This is a genomic window from Chitinophaga nivalis, from assembly GCF_025989125.1.
GTDB lineage: Bacteria > Bacteroidota > Bacteroidia > Chitinophagales > Chitinophagaceae > Chitinophaga > Chitinophaga nivalis.
Map to the genome: position 1 here is coordinate 3,515,107 of NZ_JAPDNR010000001.1, position 17,121 is coordinate 3,532,227.

General features: G+C 47.3%; 12 protein-coding genes and 2 tRNA genes. 11 read left to right on the top strand and 3 right to left on the bottom strand.

Annotated elements, in window-relative coordinates:
* Window positions 1-44: 44 nt before the first annotated feature.
* Together OL444_RS14210 and OL444_RS14215 are read right to left on the bottom strand one after the other, a co-directional pair.
* A tRNA-OTHER gene (locus tag OL444_RS14210) sits at window positions 45-163 on the bottom strand.
* 82 nt (window positions 164-245) lie between these two features.
* A tRNA-OTHER gene (locus OL444_RS14215) sits at window positions 246-365 on the bottom strand.
* Between the two features lie 535 nt (window positions 366-900).
* Here OL444_RS14215 and OL444_RS14220 point away from each other — a divergent pair.
* Window positions 901-1,911: a helix-turn-helix transcriptional regulator gene (locus OL444_RS14220; RefSeq protein ID WP_264732410.1), complete on the top strand. Its 1,011-nt coding sequence runs from the start codon at window positions 901-903 to the stop codon at window positions 1,909-1,911.
* Window positions 1,912-1,946: 35 nt separating this feature from the next.
* Entirely contained in the window at window positions 1,947-2,510 is a 564-nt protein-coding gene (locus OL444_RS14225; protein ID WP_264732407.1) for an HPP family protein, read from the top strand.
* A 91-nt stretch (window positions 2,511-2,601) separates the two neighbouring features.
* On the opposite strand, the gene OL444_RS14230 is transcribed toward OL444_RS14225, so the two are convergent.
* Entirely contained in the window at window positions 2,602-4,023 is a 1,422-nt protein-coding gene (locus tag OL444_RS14230; protein ID WP_264732405.1) for a serine hydrolase, read from the bottom strand.
* A 136-nt stretch (window positions 4,024-4,159) separates the two neighbouring features.
* Here OL444_RS14230 and OL444_RS14235 point away from each other — a divergent pair, with 136 nt between their 5' ends.
* From OL444_RS14235 to OL444_RS14275, 9 genes are all read left to right on the top strand, one after another.
* Window positions 4,160-4,519 (top strand): hypothetical protein, encoded by a 360-nt coding sequence (locus OL444_RS14235; protein ID WP_264732403.1) that lies wholly within the window; start codon window positions 4,160-4,162, stop codon window positions 4,517-4,519.
* 3 nt (window positions 4,520-4,522) lie between these two features.
* Window positions 4,523-4,903, top strand: coding sequence for a hypothetical protein (locus tag OL444_RS14240; protein WP_264732401.1), 381 nt, complete (start codon window positions 4,523-4,525; stop codon window positions 4,901-4,903).
* Between the two features lie 178 nt (window positions 4,904-5,081).
* Window positions 5,082-8,237 carry a beta-galactosidase, LacZ type gene (lacZ, locus tag OL444_RS14245; RefSeq protein WP_264732398.1) on the top strand — a complete coding sequence of 1,052 codons (3,156 nt, stop codon included), beginning with the start codon at window positions 5,082-5,084 and terminating at the stop codon, window positions 8,235-8,237.
* Window positions 8,238-8,559: 322 nt separating this feature from the next.
* On the top strand, window positions 8,560-9,675 hold the full coding sequence (dinB, locus tag OL444_RS14250) for a DNA polymerase IV (protein WP_264732396.1): 1,116 nt from the start codon (window positions 8,560-8,562) through the stop codon (window positions 9,673-9,675).
* Window positions 9,676-9,722: 47 nt separating this feature from the next.
* Window positions 9,723-10,286, top strand: a complete 564-nt coding sequence (locus OL444_RS14255; RefSeq protein WP_264732394.1) for an RNA polymerase sigma factor — start codon at window positions 9,723-9,725, stop codon at window positions 10,284-10,286.
* 132 nt (window positions 10,287-10,418) lie between these two features.
* Window positions 10,419-11,450, top strand: coding sequence for a FecR family protein (locus OL444_RS14260; protein WP_264732392.1), 1,032 nt, complete (start codon window positions 10,419-10,421; stop codon window positions 11,448-11,450).
* A 54-nt stretch (window positions 11,451-11,504) separates the two neighbouring features.
* A complete protein-coding gene (locus tag OL444_RS14265) occupies window positions 11,505-14,951 on the top strand; it encodes a SusC/RagA family TonB-linked outer membrane protein (RefSeq protein WP_264732389.1) in 3,447 nt (1,148 codons plus the stop codon).
* Between the two features lie 18 nt (window positions 14,952-14,969).
* Entirely contained in the window at window positions 14,970-16,391 is a 1,422-nt protein-coding gene (locus OL444_RS14270; protein ID WP_264732386.1) for a RagB/SusD family nutrient uptake outer membrane protein, read from the top strand.
* Between the two features lie 28 nt (window positions 16,392-16,419).
* Complete coding sequence (locus OL444_RS14275) at window positions 16,420-17,112, top strand: DUF4843 domain-containing protein (protein WP_264732384.1); 693 nt, start codon at window positions 16,420-16,422, stop codon at window positions 17,110-17,112.
* The last annotated feature ends 9 nt before the right edge of the window (window positions 17,113-17,121 follow it).

Consider the following 17,121-nt stretch of genomic DNA (forward strand, 5'->3'; position numbering starts at 1 on the left):
TTTTATTAAAAGTAAAAGGAAGTAAGCAACCATTGACCTCGATTTGGTAAAGCAGGTTGGATTCGAACCAACAGTCCCAGGCCCAAATGCTGGAAGTAAGTATTAATTGACCGGGTAGGTAATGTTAAAACTACTGGTGTGTTTACCGTTACACTACTGCTTTAATAAAAAATAAAGAACCATCGGGTAATGTGGTAGCTGCTTATTCCAAAAGAGAAGTAAGCCACCATTGACCCGGATGTTTGCAAAGCAGGTTGGATTCGAACCAACATTTCCGGCCCCCTGGTTAGAAATAAGTTTTAATTGACCTGGAAGGTAATGTTAAAACTTTATGACCGGCGCGTTCACCATTTCGCTACTGCTTTTGCCAATATGATAAAGAGCTATCGGATAATGTGGCAACTGTTATCAAAAGAAGTAAGTCGCCATTGACCCTGATATTTGAAAAACCGGTTGGACCCGAACCAACAACGCCAGCCTGGAACTCAGTAGTAAGTTTTAATTGACCCTGACGGGTAATATTAGAACTTTGAAGGCTGATATGATACCTGTTTCACTACGGTTTTTCGGTATCGTAAAGTATAACCAGATAATGTGGTAGCTGTTTTAAATCAAAAGAAGTAAGCCGCCATTGACCTTTGTTATACCTGATGTACATTTTTTATCGGTTCGGTAATCGCAGAAGTGAACAACTAAAGTGGAAGTAACTTTTACCTGACCGTTCCGATGATTCAAAGATGTCCCTGATACTGCGCAGTACAACTGCGTAGTTTAAAAAATATTTTTAATATTTTTTAAACTGATGAATATCAAATATTTATGAAGAAATATTTTATTGTCGGAATAAAAGTGCGCAGATATATTGCGTAGTGTTTTATTTTTATTGCAGAAAAAAGATGTATGTCTATCAATAAACTCGCCCTGATCCGCTATAAAACCATCGATGAGTGCCTGCGTAACCGTTACCGTAAGTGGACACTGGAAGACCTGATTGATAAAGTAGCGACGGTATTATATAATTACGAAGGCATCGACTCCGGGGTGAGCAAACGTACCATTCAGGCCGACATTCAGCTGATGCGCAGCGATAAGCTGGGCTACAATGCCCCCATTATCGTGAAAGAACGTAAATACTATACCTACAGCGATACTGATTTTAGTATTACCAATGCGCCTATCAACAGTGGAGATGTAGATAAGATGAAAGAAATAGTATCGGTGTTGAAACAGTTCAATGGCTTTCATTATTTCGATGAAATGAGCGATATGATTGCCCGCCTGGAGAATAACCTGTACAAATCAGGGCCGCAGCACCGGAGCTGTATCCAGCTGGAGAACAATCACCGGCTGCAGGGCCTGGAGCACATCAATGGATTATATCAGGCGGCCTTGCATCGCAAAGCGTTGCTGCTGGAATATAAATCTTTCAAAGCGGCGAAGGCAAAGGAACATATCTGTTATCCCTATCTGCTGAAAGAATACCGTAACCGCTGGTTCTTGCTCGCTCGCACCAAAAATGCGCCGCAACTGCAAACCATGGCGCTCGACAGGATTATCAGCTTTCAGGAATTACCCCGCGAAAAGTTCATGGATTATGACGGCGTAGACTTCGAACAGTATTATGCAAATGTTATCGGCGTCACAAAATCAGAAAAAGAAGTACCGCACAAAGTAGTCCTGCAAATAGACCAGCCGCATGCTCCCTATGTATTAACCAAGCCGCTGCATGCTTCTCAGGAGCTGCTGGCAGAAACACCGGAACATATTATTATCCGTATTGAAGTGATCTGTAACTATGAACTGGAGCGGGAAATACTGGGTTTCGGCGATTATATCAAAGTGCTTTCGCCGCGTTCGCTGGCAACACGTATACAAAAAAGACTGGAACAGGCTGCCGCCAGATATAAATAAGGATTGATTACTTTTGCGGCGCTGAAATCAAAAGGATGAAACATAAAATCAAACGTACTTTCCGGGTGGCACGTTACGTCATGTACCGGGAAACACTCATCGATAAAAAAAATATCTATTGGTCTTTCATAGGCGCCTTTATTGGAATCGCCAGTATAGGCCTGCTCAGTCACTACTACCTGGCAGTAAAGGATAATCTTTTCCTGATCGGCTCTTTCGGCGCTTCTGCGGTACTGATTTACGGGCATACCCAAAGTCCGCTGGCGCAGCCACGTAATCTGGTAGGGGGGCATATCTTAAGTGCGCTGGTAGGCGTTACTATCCGCTACCTGGTACCGTGGCCGGAGTGGCAGTGGCTGGCCTGCGCCATCGCTGTGGCCTTATCGCTGATCGTGATGCAGATCACCAAAACCGTACATCCGCCCGGCGGCGCTACCGCTTTGCTGGCCATTGCAGGATCGCCTGCCATCAGCAAACTGGGTTACTGGTATGTATTATCTCCTGTAGCCAGCGGAGTGGCTATCATGCTTCTTATTGCCGTTGTTGTCAATAACATGACCGATATACGCCAATATCCCGACCGGGGTCGTTGGTGGTAATATAATAACCGGTACGCCGGTATAGCAAATCCCCCATCGTAACGGTGCGATGGGGGATTTTTTATGTAGTATTATCAGTTCCCGGATGGATTTACTTACGCGTCATCGGCGTGCTGTTGCCGTTTTGGTGCAAGGTGAGTTTTACCCCGCGGCCGGTAGCATCCCGTGTAAACGTTAAGCGTGCATCTACGGTTGTATAAAAGAAGGTATCTGCGGAAGAAGGATAGATGCGGAAAAAATCCTGTCCGGTCAGTTGGGCCTGCAGATGCTGTTGTTTTAGTACCACCGTCATGCTGAATGCCGGATGCCCGTCTACTTCGTATACCCCTTCCAGTTGTTGCAAGGCTGTTTCCGGTACCGCTGCGGTACGTGGGTGGGTAACCAGCGGAGGTAAGGTGTAGGGCCGGCCTTCCAGGATGTTTTCCACGGCTACTGCTACCTGATTGATATCCGCCTGCGGGGTATGGTTGGTCAGCAAAATGGTGACCTGCTTTTTATCGGGGTATCGTACCATCAGATGTACATAGCCACCCAGCCCGCCGTTATGCCAGACGTTGATCCGGTTGCCGGTAGTAGGAGAGATGATCCAGCCAAAGCCGTATTTGAAAAATTCCTTCACATTGCTGAAGCCTTCTTTCAGGGTAACCGGTGCAAACGCTTCCTGCAGCGTACTTTGCTTTAATAGTTGTTCCGTATACAGCGCATCATCCCATTTCAGCAGATCTATAACATTACTGCTGATGCCATAAGGCCCTGCTATGCCATCCATGATAAAAGAATACCGGTTGTCGGTACTATCCGGTTCCTGAAAGGCATTGATATCCGGATTCCAGGCATAGCTCAGGGCATAGTTGGGGAGTGGCTTTGCGGCGCTGCGCCGGGAATATACCTGTGTTGTAGTCATACCTGCCGGTTTAAAAAGATGTTGTTGCAGGTAGGTGGCAAAGGATTGCTGCGATACCTGTTCCACAATGTCGGCCAGCAGCAGATAGTTGCTGTTGGAATACTGGTAGGCGGTACCCGGTGCAAACGCTATGTTGCCGCCTTTATTCCGCAATAGTTTCCGGATATCCGCATTGTGATGGATAAAGCCGGGATCCATCTGGCTGCTGTTCCAGGCCAGAAAATCCGGGATACCACTGGTGTGTGTCAGCAGGTGCCGGATGGTCACCCCCGGAAACGGCAGCTCCGGAAAATAATGCCGCAGCGAGTCATCATATTGCAGCTTCCCTTTTTCTTTGAGTTGCATGATCGCTACGGCGGTAAACTGTTTGGCAACAGACGCTATCTCAAAAAGCGTCTGCGCATTTAAAGGTGTCTTTTTTTCCTGGTTGGCATACCCGATAGAACGTTGATAAACAGGCCGTCCGTTTTCGGCCACTAATACACTGCCATTAAAGTTTTGGCGGTGCTCGAGGGAGTCAAATAAATTTTTAAATGACGCCTTTTTGTCTTGTGCGCCTGCTGTTAATGAAACGCTAAAAAGCAGGCCCAGTAAGGATCTCATTTGCATGGTTGTAGGTTATGAACCCCAATATAAAAAGGTGGCCAGACCTATCAAAAAAAAGTTTTTAACTATTTAAACTTTCAATAAATTTTGAAAATTCGGAAAGTTTGAATAATTTTACACCGAAAGTAAACGCCTTGATATGAACATCCTTGCTTACTTTATTTACCTTTTCATCACCTATATCATTACCGTCAGGGTAGGCTGGCTTTTTTACCGCAACGGCCGGATCTTTATCCTCACTTTACTCCGGCAAAATGTTCCGCTCACAGATGCTATCAACAAATTGTTGCTCACAGGTTATTATTTACTCAACCTGGGCTACACTACCCTGATGATCAGCACCTGGCACACCATCATCACCTGGACGGCATTGCTGGAAAGTATTATTACCATGACAGGTACTATCCTGCTCACCCTGGCGCTCATGCATTTTTTTAATATGCTGGTCATCTACCTGATCAGTAAAAAAACAACCACATTCCATCATTTAAAACAGTAGTATATGTATCCCAACTTCAACTTCACTGCCTACCTGATTTACCTGCCTGTTGTAATTGTGCTGACCTGGTTTGTGGCACACACCCTGTTTAAAAACAGTAAAGTATTTATGCTGGATATTTTCCATGGTAAGGAAGATATTGCGGCAGCCACCAACAAACTGTTTGAAACCGGCTTTTACCTGCTAAATCTCGGCTTCGCACTCTGGATCATGGAAATAGTCCGGGATGTGGCGGATGGCCGTATTATGCTGGAAATACTCAGTGCTAAAATAGGCGGCTTCTGTGTATACCTGGGCCTCATGCTATTCCTGAACCTGTACCTCTTTTTCCGGGGCAGAAGAATTGCCCGGACCAAAGTAACCGTGCCCCCTGTACAACAATAATCTACGATATCCGGCTGCCGGGTACGATGGGTCTGCATTGGCAGCCATTGTACCCGGCGGCTTTTTTTATTCCTTATTTTTCCGGGAGCATGATTTGCATTTTCAAAAAAAATACGCGTTCTTTATACGCTTATTATCAATATATCAGCCAGCCTGTATATAAATCTTGAACTGAACAATGAAAGCAAAAGTATTATTAGCAACCCTCACTGCTTTATGCTTAAAGGGGTGGGCGCAGGAATTACCTGCGGAGCTACAGACGCCGGAAGTGGTGTCTGTCAACAGGATGCCGATGCGGGCATCTTCTTTCGCGTATGAAAATCTGCCACTCGCACAGCAACAGGAAAAGGAGAAATCCACTTTTTTCCTGTCTCTCAACGGCGCCTGGAAATTCAACTGGGTACAGGATCCGCGCAAACGGCCGGCCGATTTCTACAAAACAGATTTTAATGACGCCGCCTGGACTACCTTCAAAGTGCCGGCCAACTGGGAAGTAAATGGGTATGGTTTACCTATCTACGTCAATCATCCCTATGAATTTACCGGCCGTACCAAAATGGGCGCTGCCCTGAAACCACCTTACGATATTCCGGTAGATAATAACCCGGTAGGTTCTTACCGTAAAAAAATCACCCTCCCGCAAAACTGGGATGGAAGGCAGGTATTCATTCACCTCGGCGCCGTGAAATCCGCATTTTACATTTGGGTGAATGGCGAAAAGGTAGGTTACAGTGAAGACAGTAAACTGGCCGCTGAATTTGATATCACCAAATATGTGAAGCCAGGCGAAAACCTGATCGCTTTACAGGTATACCGCTGGAGTGATGGCTCCTACCTGGAATGCCAGGACATGTGGCGTATCTCCGGTATCGAAAGGGAAGTATACCTGTATGCGACCCCCAAACTGGATGTAAGGGATTTTAAAGTAATGTCCGGTCTTGATAAAACCTATACCAACGGGGTTTTTCAGGTGAACATGGAAGTCAATAACTACCGGATGGATCGCAAAACCAATCATAGCAAACCGGATACTTTTGCGGTAGCGATTGAACTGACCGATGCCAATGGTAAAACCATTTTCAAAGACGAAACAAAGGGCGTACAAAAAGTGCTCGGCAACTATAAAACAGACCTGCATTTCGAAAAGGAAATTCCACAGGTAAAAACCTGGTCTGCCGAAACGCCTTATCTGTATACGTTGTACATCACCCTGAAAGATAAAGCAGGCAACATCCTGCAGGTGATTCCACAAAAAGTAGGTTTCCGTTCCGTAGAAATCAAAGACCGCAACTTCCTCGTCAATGGCAAAAGGGTATTCCTGAAAGGAGTGAACCGCCATGAACACAATGCTACCCAGGGCCATACCCTCACCCGCGAAGACATGCGGAAGGATATGGAAATGATGAAAAAACTCAACGTCAATGCCGTACGCCACTCACACTATCCGCCGGATCCTTACTGGATGCAACTGTGCGATGAGTATGGCCTGTACGTCATCGATGAAGCCAACATCGAATCACATGGCCGTTACTACGATCTCGGCTACACGCTGGCAAATGATAAACAATGGCGTGTACCACACCTGCAACGCGTATTGCGGATGTATGAAAGAGATAAAAACCATCCGGCAGTAGTTACCTGGTCATTGGGTAATGAAGCTGGTAACGGTACCAACTTCTACGAGGCCTACGACTGGCTGAAAGTACATGATACCCGCCCGGTACAATACGAACGTGCAGAAGAAGATTATAACACCGACATCATTGTGCCACAGTATCCGGATCCGGACTGGCTGAAAGAATATGCAAAGTCTAACCCCGACCGGCCGCTGATCATGAGCGAATACGCACATATCATGGGTAATAGCCTGGGTAACTTCCGCGAATACTGGACGGCGATAGAAAACCATCCTTATCTGCAAGGAGGCTTCATCTGGGAATGGATAGACCAGGGCATCGACACCGTTAAAAATGGTAAGCGTATCCTGGCCTATGGCGGCGACTTCCCGCTGAGTGGCCCGGTAAATGAAGCGTTTAGCGATAATAACTTCTGCGTAAAAGGCGTGGTAACCGCGCACCGTGGTTTAACACCGATGGCCGTAGAAGTAAAACAGATTTATCAGTATATCCATACCACCTGGGAAGGTAATCAGGATATCACCGTACACAATACCTATTTCTTCCGCGACCTGGCCAACTACCAGCTGAACTGGGAAATCCTGGAAGCAGGAAAAGTGGTGGAAACCGGTACCATCAAAGACCTGAAAGTAGCGCCGCAGCAATCACTGCGTATAACCCTTCCCGTTAAAACCACGGCAAAACCAGGGGTAGAACGTTTCCTCAATGTACATTACCTCCTGAAACAACCCGAACCGTTTTTGCCGGCAGGTTATGAAGTGGCAGCCGACCAGTTTGCCCTTCATGGCAGTATGGCTGCACCTGCAGTAAATCCTGGCAATGGCGCTTTAACGGTACAGGAAACACCCGGTAAGGCACTGATCACCGGCAAACAATTCAGCCTCGCATTTGACCTGCAGAAAGGCATCATGAGCAGCTATGTACTGCAGGGCGAACAGTTACTGGAAGAAGGCCCGCAGCCTGCTTTCTGGCGTGCACCTACCGATAACGATATCGGCGCCGGCTTTAACCATTCCCTGCGTCCATGGCGGGATGCTTTTGCAGCCGGTAAACTGGTGGAAGCAAAAGTGCAGCAAACAGGAGATCACTACGACGTGATCATCACCAAAGCACTGCTCAACGGCGATGCCACCATCACGCAAACCTTTACCATTTATGGCGATGGCACCGTGAAAGTCAACAACCGTTTCACGGCAATCAAAGGACAACATCCGTTGTTGTTACGTGTCGGCAACGATGTACAACTGGCGCAGCAGTTCAGCCAGATCAGCTACTACGGCCGTGGCCCGTGGGAGAATTATTGGGATCGTAAAGCGGCTGCCCTGATTGGTATCTATCAGCAAACCGTCGACAACCAGTATTATCCTTATGCCCGCCCGCAGGAAAGCGGCAACAAATCCGATGTACGCTGGGTAACCATGACCAATAAAAAAGGCAAAGGCCTGCGTTTCGAATATGCCGATAGCCTGCTCAACTTCTCCGCATTGCCTTACAGCCTGAATGACCTGGATCCGGAAGCTGATAAAAAACAATATCACTCCGGCGAACTGGTACCGCGTAAAACCATTTACATGCACATCGACCTGCAGCAGACGGGTGTACAAGGTATTGACAGCTGGGGCTCCATGCCCATGAAACAATACCGGATTCCTTTCAGCAATCAGGAATACAGTTATTGGATCAAGCCGATAAAATAATATAATACCATCCATTATCAGGCACCGGGCCTGAGGTAGCAGTAGCTATCTCAGGCCCGGTGTTTTATGGCTGGAGGGCCAGCTACAGGCCTGCAGTAATAAGGATAGTGGCGGTATCTTGTTCCCCGGTAGCCAGCGGATGAACGGGGTATCCATCTATTAAAAATCACTGCTATGAGTAAAGGCAAAGCATTGTATAGCAGTCTTTCCGGTATTCATGACCCTGCGATTTTTAAATCAGGAAGATCGTGGGTAAAATTGATAAAAGGCTTACTGCACATTGGGTTTATATGTATCTTTATACTGGTTGCAGCGAGGTTACATGGAGAACAAGCATAATAGTACACAACGTAAAATTATTCATATCGATATGGATGCATTCTATGCATCCGTGGAGCAACGGGATCATCCGGAATACCGTGGGAAAGCCATTGTAGTAGGAGGCTCGCCGGAAGGAAGGGGTGGTGTGGTAGCAACGGCCAGTTATGAAGCACGTAAGTTTGGTGTGCGGTCGGCGATGCCATCCAAAAGAGCGTTGCAGTTATGTCCGCACCTGATTTTTGTGCGGCCCAGATTTGATGCCTATAAAGAGGCATCGCGGAAAATACGGGAAATATTTGCCCGTTATACAGACCTGATAGAACCACTGTCACTGGATGAAGCTTATCTGGACGTCACCACAGATAAACAACAGATCAGGTCTGCCATCGAAATTGCAAAATTAATTAAACAGGCAATCCGGGATGAACTGCAACTGACGGCATCTGCCGGGGTATCTGTCAATAAATTTGTCGCAAAAATAGCTTCTGATCTGAACAAGCCGGATGGCCTTACTTTTATAGGTCCTTCTGCTATTGAAGCTTTTATGGAGCAGCTGCCGGTGGAAAAATTTCATGGGGTAGGAAAAGTCACAGCAGATAAGATGAAGCGGATGGGATTGTTTACAGGAAAGGATCTGAAGCAATTATCAGAACAGGAACTGAAATCCCATTTCGGTAAAACAGGCGCTTTTTATTATCGTATTGTAAGAGGAATAGATGACCGCGAAGTACAGCCACACCGGGAAACAAAATCGTTGGGAGCAGAAGATACCTTTCCGTATGACCTGACTGAAACAGGAGAGATGCATGCCGAGCTGGAAAAGATCGCCCGCATTGTATACGAACGTTTACAGCGGTACCAGCTGAAAGGGCGCACAGTGACACTGAAAATAAAGTACAGTGATTTCAGACAGATCACCCGTAATCAATCTTTTGCACAACCGGTAGGCGACCTGGAAACAATTATCAGTACGGCGAAACAATTGCTGGCGGCCACCTGGCCGGAAGATAAGCGTATCCGGCTGTTGGGTATTACTTTATCCAACTTCGGAGAGCTATCGGTTCCGGATAAATACCAGCATCCGGCGCAGTTATCGCTTTTTGATTTTGATGAATAATGATTTCTGTTACCTTTGTCCCTGATTTCACAACTTTTACCGAATAGATGTCCAACCATTATAACGCCGAAACAGCCGACTGGTTGTCCTTTCAGCAGGGCGACAAACGTGCCCTGTCAGCGTGTTATAACACTTATGCCGATTATCTGTATAACTATGGCTGTAAGTTCACTGCAGATACTACCCTGGTAGAAGATACCATACAAGACCTTTTTCTGAAACTCTGGAAAAACCGGGAAAACCTGGGGCAGCCTGCTTCTGTAAAGAATTACCTGTTGAAATCACTGCGGGGTTTACTCATCAGAAAAATTACGACGGCACAACGGCATGCACCGGATGAACTGGAAGAAAGCAATTACAGCTTTATGCTGGAGCTGTCGCCCGAACATATCCGCATGGCGAATGAGCAGGCTGCCCAGCGTTCCCTGCAACTGAAATCAGCCCTGGAAAACCTCACCCCGCGCCAGAAAGAAGCCGTATTTCTGCGGTTTTATGAAGATATGTCGTACGAGGATATTTCGGAGATCCTCTCTATTACCATTAAGGCTACCTATAAAATTATGGCCAGGGCCCTGGATGCCCTCCACGAACAGCTCGGACAACCCCTGTAACCGGGCTGGTAGCAAGGCATTACAGGCATTTTAAAAAAAAATAAATAAATTTATTGTTCCCGTGGGGTAAAAACTTAATTACCTGCGTAATTAAGTTAAAGGCATACCTGTAATTGCCGGGAAAAAACGGTTATGGATATACGTAAATACGAAAGTTACGATACGGCTGCTATGTTGGCAGATGTGGATTTTCAGCGCTGGGCATTGCGTCCTGGTGCTGAGGAGGAAGCGCTGTGGGAAGCTGTATTCGCCGTATATCCGGAAAAACGTATCCTGGCAATGAATGCAAAAGCCACCCTGCAGCAGCTGCAGTTCAAAACAACCGTATTCCCGGAACACCGTAAAACGGTTCGCCGGGAAGCGCTGGAGCAACTGCTGGAAGAGGAAGCAACACCCGTGATAACCCTGCGGCGCCGCAGTTATCGCTGGTTATATCAGGTAGCCGCTGTACTGTTAGTAATGCTGCTCGTTGCCGGCTGGTGGCGATTGCAGCAAGCTACCCCCGTACGTGCTAAGTTCTTTACTAAGAATGGGGAAATAAAAACATTAACCCTCCCGGATAGTACTATCGTGGTGTTGAATGCCAATTCTTCACTGGAATACCCGACTGACTGGAATAACAGCCAGGACAGAGAGGTGTGGATGAAGGGAGAAGGTTACTTTACGGTAGCACATCAGTACAATACCCGGCAGCAACGTACGAAGTTTACCGTGCATACCAACGACCTCGATGTATTGGTATGGGGCACTACCTTTAATGTAAATACCCGCAGAGGTATTACCAGGGTATCCTTAAACAGCGGTAAAATCAGTATCGGCTTCCCGGATGCCAGGAAAGCACCGGTGATGATGCAGCCCGGCGATATGATTGAATATACTTCCAGGCAACGTAAGCTGCAGGCCAGCCGGGTAAATCCCGCTGAGTATAGCAGCTGGCAACACCGGGAACTCGTCTTTAATAATATGTCCCTCCGTGAAATGGGCAATAAAATAGAAGATATATACGGGTACAAAGTGCGGATAGCCGATAGTACGACCGCTAACCGCACCATCAGTGGACGCTTGCTGGCCAAAAGCGACACGATGTTACTGCAAACAATTGCTGCAGTATTTAACCTGGATATCAGCATGAAGGATTCTGTTGTAGTGGTAGCCCCCCGGTAAATGTGCGCTTCGCGCCACGATTAACCAGTTTTTTTATTAACCAAAATTCGTAACATGAAAATGATGTTTTCGTGTAGGCGGCACTGTTTGCAAGTGCTGTCTGCGGGAATCCTGTTGCTGCATTTTACAGTGGATGCCAGCGCCATCACACAGACAGAACCGGCTAATTCGTTCAACAATGTACAGGCTAAATCAGGTAAAACATTCCGGCATACACTGGAAGAAATTGCTACGCAGTACAAAGTAAGGCTGGTATATGAAACGAGTATGGCGGATGCAAGACCTTATGTAAAACCACCACAACACAAGCCCCGTATTGAAGAAGTACTGAGTAGTATTTTGTCCGCTTCCAATCTGCGGTTTATTAAAGTAGATGACAGCCAGTTTGCCATCATTGCACAGCCGGCAGCCAAAAACCAACCAGATGATATCATCGCGCCTAACAACGCGCCGGCTGCTGCTTTACCCCTGCAAAAAGCAGGTGGAAACCAACCTTCACCATTATCGGCGGATACCGTAATAGACCGCCGCCTCATCAGGGGAACCATTACAGAGGAAGATGGTTCCCCTATTCCCGGCGCCACCATTACGCTGCCGGGTACTTCCATCGGCGCTACAAGCAATGCGTCGGGAGCTTTTACCCTGATGCTGCCGGGGACGCATACAGCGCCTTTACTGATCACCAGCGTAGGATACCTGTCGCAGAAGATGGCGGTAAAAGGAGTAGAAGTCCTAACGGTAAAGCTTAAACGAAATGTAAGTCAGATACAGCAGGTAGAAGTGAATGCCGGGGTCTATAAACGCCCGACTTCCAGCTATACCGGTGCGGCTACGACCATTACGGCAGAACAGCTGAAACAGGTCAGCAACAAAAACGTACTGGAAGCGCTGAAAGCACTGGACCCGTCTTTCAAAATGCCCGATAACCTGCAGTTCGGCTCAGATCCCAACCGCTTGCCGGATATCCAGGTAAGGGGGGCGGCGAGTTTGCCCAATATGAAGGGCGACTACACGTCCAGTCCCAACCTGCCGCTGTTTATCCTGGATGGTTTTGAAGCCTCTCTGCAGCGGGTATTCGACCTGGACATGAACCGCATTGCGGCAGTAACCCTGCTCAAAGATGCGGCGGCTACCGCCATCTATGGTTCCAGAGGCGCCAACGGCGTACTGGTCATTGAAACCGTAAGACCGGAAAAAGGCCGGTTGCGCCTTAGCTATACCAACGACTTTAAAGTAGCAGCGCCCGATCTGAACGTATACAACCTGCTGAATGCAGAAGAAAAACTGCAGCTGGAAAAAGATGCAGGCCTCTATACCTATATCACCAGCGGTCCCGGTTTTTCTATTCCTTATCCTAAACCGGAAGAGTCTCAACGCCTGAAAGAATTGTATGCGGCCCGGCAGATTGAAGTACGCCGCGGGGTGAACACCTACTGGCTGTCGCAGCCGGTGCGTACCGGCGTATACGATCGCCATTCCCTGTATGCAGAAGGAGGAGATGATTATGTAAGATATGGCTTACAACTGGCTGCAGGTAATGAACAAGGGGTAATGAAAGGCTCCGGCAGAAGTAACTATTCGGGAGAAGTATCCCTGGCTTACCAGTACAAACAACTGCGTTTCCGGAATGCGCTCACTGTTAACTATAACAAAAGTACCAACTCACCTTTCGGCAGCTTCAGCCAGTTCGGCCTGCTGAATCCTTACTACAGCATCTACGACGACGAAGGCCGTATGAAGCGGAAACTGGACGAAGGCCTGGATAACCCGTTGTACAACGGTACCATGTTTGTGAAAGACGAAAGTACCTATACGGAGTTTATCAATAACTTCTCCGCAGAATGGCAGATTTCCCAGCCGTTCCGCGTGATCGGTAGTTTCAGTTTGATGAAGCAGGACAATGGCAGCGAACAATTCCTGCCGGCAGAACATACTGCCTTCTCCGGATATAGTGCAGAAGAAAAAACACGCCGGGGTTCCTATACGATTCAGCATGGTAAAAGAACCAACTATGAAACCAGCCTGACGCTGAACTATGGCCGTGCGGTAAATGGTTCGTCTCTCTACGCTTCCGGTGGTTTCAATCTGGCAGGCAGCCGCGATGATAACAACGGCTATAAGGTGGAAGGTTTCCCGAACGACCGGATGGATGCCAGCTGGTTCGCCAAACAATACGAAAAAAATGGCCACCCCACCGGTAGTGAATCCATTACCCGCAGGGTAGGGGTGCTGGCCAACGTCAACTATGCCTACTATCAGAAATACCTGATCGATCTCTCCTATCGTATCGACGGTTCTTCTCAGTTTGGCGCCAACAAACGTTTCGGTGAATTCTGGTCTGCCGGTATCGGCTGGAACATGCACAAAGAATCTTTTCTGCAGGGCAGCAAAATCATCAACCTGCTGAAACTCCGTGCCAGCTATGGTGCGCGTGGTTCCCTGAATGTACCGGCCTATCAGGCACTGGCTACCTACAACTATTACAATGATGTGTACTACTATGACATGCTGGGCGCCTATATGATGTCGCTGGGCAACAAGGAGCTGAGCTGGCAGAATCGCCTCACAGCCAACATCGGGGCAGATATGTCCTTGTTCAACAGCCGCCTGAACATAGAGGTCAACTACTACCGTGATGTGACCAAAAATGCCATCGCTGACATCAGTACGCCACCTTCCATCGGTTTCGAGATGAATAAAACCAACTTCGGTGAACTGAAAGGAAAAGGGTTAGAAGTATACCTGCGTTACATGATCATCCGCGATAATAAAAAGAATCTCTACTGGAATATCAATGCCTCTGTGGTGCGTAACCGCACCATTGTATCCAATATCGCTGATCGCTTCCGTAAATTCAACTCCGACCAGAATACCAAACCGCAAACCGGTCCGGTTACCCTGCTCGTGGATGGTTATCCGTTAAATACCATCTGGGCAGTGCCTTCCCTGGGTATTGATCCGGGTACCGGCTCCGAAATATTCCGCCGTGCCGACGGTACCGTTACCACTGCCTGGAGTGCTACCGACAAACAGGCCGTAGGTAATATGGATCCGCAATACGAAGGTACTTTTGGCACATTTGTAGGATACAAAGGATTTAACTTAAACGCGTTGATGCGTTACCGTTACGGCGGACAGATTTTCAATGCTACGCTGCTCGACCGGGTGGAAAACGCCGACGTCAGCAAGAACGTGGATCGCCGCGTATACGAACAGCGCTGGCGTAGACCGGGCGACGTTACCTTCTTTAAAAACGTAGCCAGCCGGGAAACGACCAAACCTTCTTCCCGCTTTGTACAAAATGAAAATACGCTGTCGCTGGAATCAATATCCTTATCATATGACTTTAACCGCAGACAAATCAGTTTCCTGCGTATGCAGAACCTGCGTTTATCACTGTATATGAATGAAGTATTCCGGCTGTCAACAGTAGAGCAGGAGCGGGGACTGGATTATCCGTTCGCCAGATCATTCTCCTTCTCTCTAAAAACTCAGTTTTAATCAACCAAACCTGGTGCTATGAAATTTCGTTTAAGCTTAGCCGTTATTTGTATGCTGTTGCTGGGGAGTACAGGCTGTAATAAATGGCTCGACGTAACACCCCGTTCCCAGATCAGGGAAGACCAGTTCTTTACCAATGAAAGAGGCTTCGAAGATGCCCTGGCCGGCATCTATGTGAAAATGGTAAGTCCGCAGTTATATGGCGATTACCTGACCATGAGTTTCCTGGACGTACTGGCGCAGCGGTATGCGCCCACCAACTATTATCATTTCTTTAAGGACGATGCGGTATTCCTGTATAAAAACCAAACCGTAAAAACACATATCGCAGATATCTGGCGCTCTATGTATAGTACGCTGGTAAATAATAACAATATCCTCCGGTATCTCGAAGAAAACCAAAGTGCGCTGGGGAAATCCCGGTATGGCCTGATCAAGGGAGAAGCCCTGGCGTTAAGGGCATTCATGCACTTCGATCTGTTGCGTATGTTTGGTAAGAACTACCAGCTGGGCGCCGGTGCGCCTGCTATTCCCTATGTAACAAAAGTTACCCAGGTGCCTACGGAGTTGTCTACAACAGGCGAAGTGGTCACAAAGGTGCTGGCCGATCTGGAAGAAGCATTGCCGTTGCTGGAAAAGCTGGATCCGCTGAATGGTGGTCCCGACGATGGCAGCCAGTTCCTGAAAAACCGGAAAGGTCGTATGAACTATCTGGCGGTGAAGGCATTGCTGGCACGGGTATATCTCTTTAAAGGCGATAAGGTGAATGCCTATAAGCGGGCGAAGGAAGTGATTGATGCCGGTAAACATACGTTTATCACCAGCAATGACATTATTAACCGTACCGACTATACTTTTTCCGGAGAACATATTTTCGCCCTGCAGGTAATGAATATCAAAGATATCGTCAACAAGTATTTTAAATACCATGAAGACGAAGCTTATAACAGCGGCCGGACACAATATGAACTGAAAAACGACAGAAGTGTAACGCAGCGGGTGTTTGAAACCAACAGCGGCGGTAGTACCGATTATCGTTATCTGTATCTGTTTAAAGAACAAACAGGGCAGCAATACCATATCAAATTCTGGCAGGAAGATGAATCCAACTATAATATTAAGTTCCGCTACCTGATGCCGCTGATCAAGATTTCAGAAATGTATTACATCGCAGCGGAAACGGCGCCGGATCTGAATACGGCCATTACTTTACTGAATAAGATCCGTTTCAACCGCGGTATTCCCAGCCTGCCGGAAGACCTGAATCCCGCGCAGCTGCAGGATGAGATCCGTAAAGAATACCAGAAGGAATTTTACAGCGAAGGGCAATTCTTCTACTACTGCAAACGGCTGAATCTTAATAAAATCAGTGAAGTGCCGGTAAAGCCTGAAAACGTATATGTGTTACCGTTACCAGACAACGAGATCGATCTGCGATAACGGATGTAATCAACCAAATCAACTTAGCATGAAGAACTGGAAACTATATCATCTATTATTCCTGGCAGCGGCTTTTGCCGGCTGCAGCAAAGAACCGCTGGAAACATACAAGGATGAACCACGCATATATTTTAACGGAGAGGAATCCACTTTTACTTTTGCGATCCGTCCGTCCACACAGCTCACAGATACCTTTAAAGTACGTATCAATTATAGCGGGCTGACGTTGCGACAGGCCTTGCCGGTAAAATTCTCCGTAGCAGATACCTCTACCGCCAAAGCAGGAAAGGATTATGAACTGCCGGCTAATTTTGCAGTACCCGTTGGATATTTCTCCGATACCTTGCGGATTCTCGTAAAAAGGACGCCGGAAATTGCTACGAAAGCGGCAGTACTGGTATTAAGACTGGAAGACAATGGTAGCTATACGCCTGGTTTTGGCCGCAATGGTAAAGTCATCCGGCTGGTGATAAATGACATGCTCACCAAACCTTCTTCCTGGGAATCTTACCTGGCATCTTACCTGGGTGTTTACAGCAAAGCTAAATACCGTTTTATTATCGATACGTTGGGGATGTCTGATTTCCCTTATGATATGGTACGTAACGGGCAGCTGCTGTACTATAAAATAAAACTGGCGGAAGCACTGGCAGCCTATGAAAAAATACACGGGCCGCTGATCGATGCAGAAACCGGTAACCAGGTGTTTTTCCCTGCGTGATGCTCATCT

What these genes read in the sequence shown, in the direction of transcription:
- lacZ (WP_264732398.1), top strand. Translation starts at nt 5,082, where the DNA reads ATGAAAGCAAAAGTATTATTAGCAACCCTCACTGCTTTATGCTTAAAG.
- dinB (WP_264732396.1), top strand. Translation starts at nt 8,560, where the DNA reads ATGGAGAACAAGCATAATAGTACACAACGTAAAATTATTCATATCGAT.
- OL444_RS14270 (WP_264732386.1), top strand. Translation starts at nt 14,970, where the DNA reads ATGAAATTTCGTTTAAGCTTAGCCGTTATTTGTATGCTGTTGCTGGGG.
- OL444_RS14225 (WP_264732407.1), top strand. Translation starts at nt 1,947, where the DNA reads ATGAAACATAAAATCAAACGTACTTTCCGGGTGGCACGTTACGTCATG.
- OL444_RS14255 (WP_264732394.1), top strand. Translation starts at nt 9,723, where the DNA reads ATGTCCAACCATTATAACGCCGAAACAGCCGACTGGTTGTCCTTTCAG.
- OL444_RS14265 (WP_264732389.1), top strand. Translation starts at nt 11,505, where the DNA reads ATGAAAATGATGTTTTCGTGTAGGCGGCACTGTTTGCAAGTGCTGTCT.
- OL444_RS14235 (WP_264732403.1), top strand. Translation starts at nt 4,160, where the DNA reads ATGAACATCCTTGCTTACTTTATTTACCTTTTCATCACCTATATCATT.
- OL444_RS14260 (WP_264732392.1), top strand. Translation starts at nt 10,419, where the DNA reads ATGGATATACGTAAATACGAAAGTTACGATACGGCTGCTATGTTGGCA.
- OL444_RS14220 (WP_264732410.1), top strand. Translation starts at nt 901, where the DNA reads ATGTCTATCAATAAACTCGCCCTGATCCGCTATAAAACCATCGATGAG.
- OL444_RS14275 (WP_264732384.1), top strand. Translation starts at nt 16,420, where the DNA reads ATGAAGAACTGGAAACTATATCATCTATTATTCCTGGCAGCGGCTTTT.
- OL444_RS14230 (WP_264732405.1), bottom strand. Translation starts at nt 4,023, where the DNA reads ATGCAAATGAGATCCTTACTGGGCCTGCTTTTTAGCGTTTCATTAACA.
- OL444_RS14240 (WP_264732401.1), top strand. Translation starts at nt 4,523, where the DNA reads ATGTATCCCAACTTCAACTTCACTGCCTACCTGATTTACCTGCCTGTT.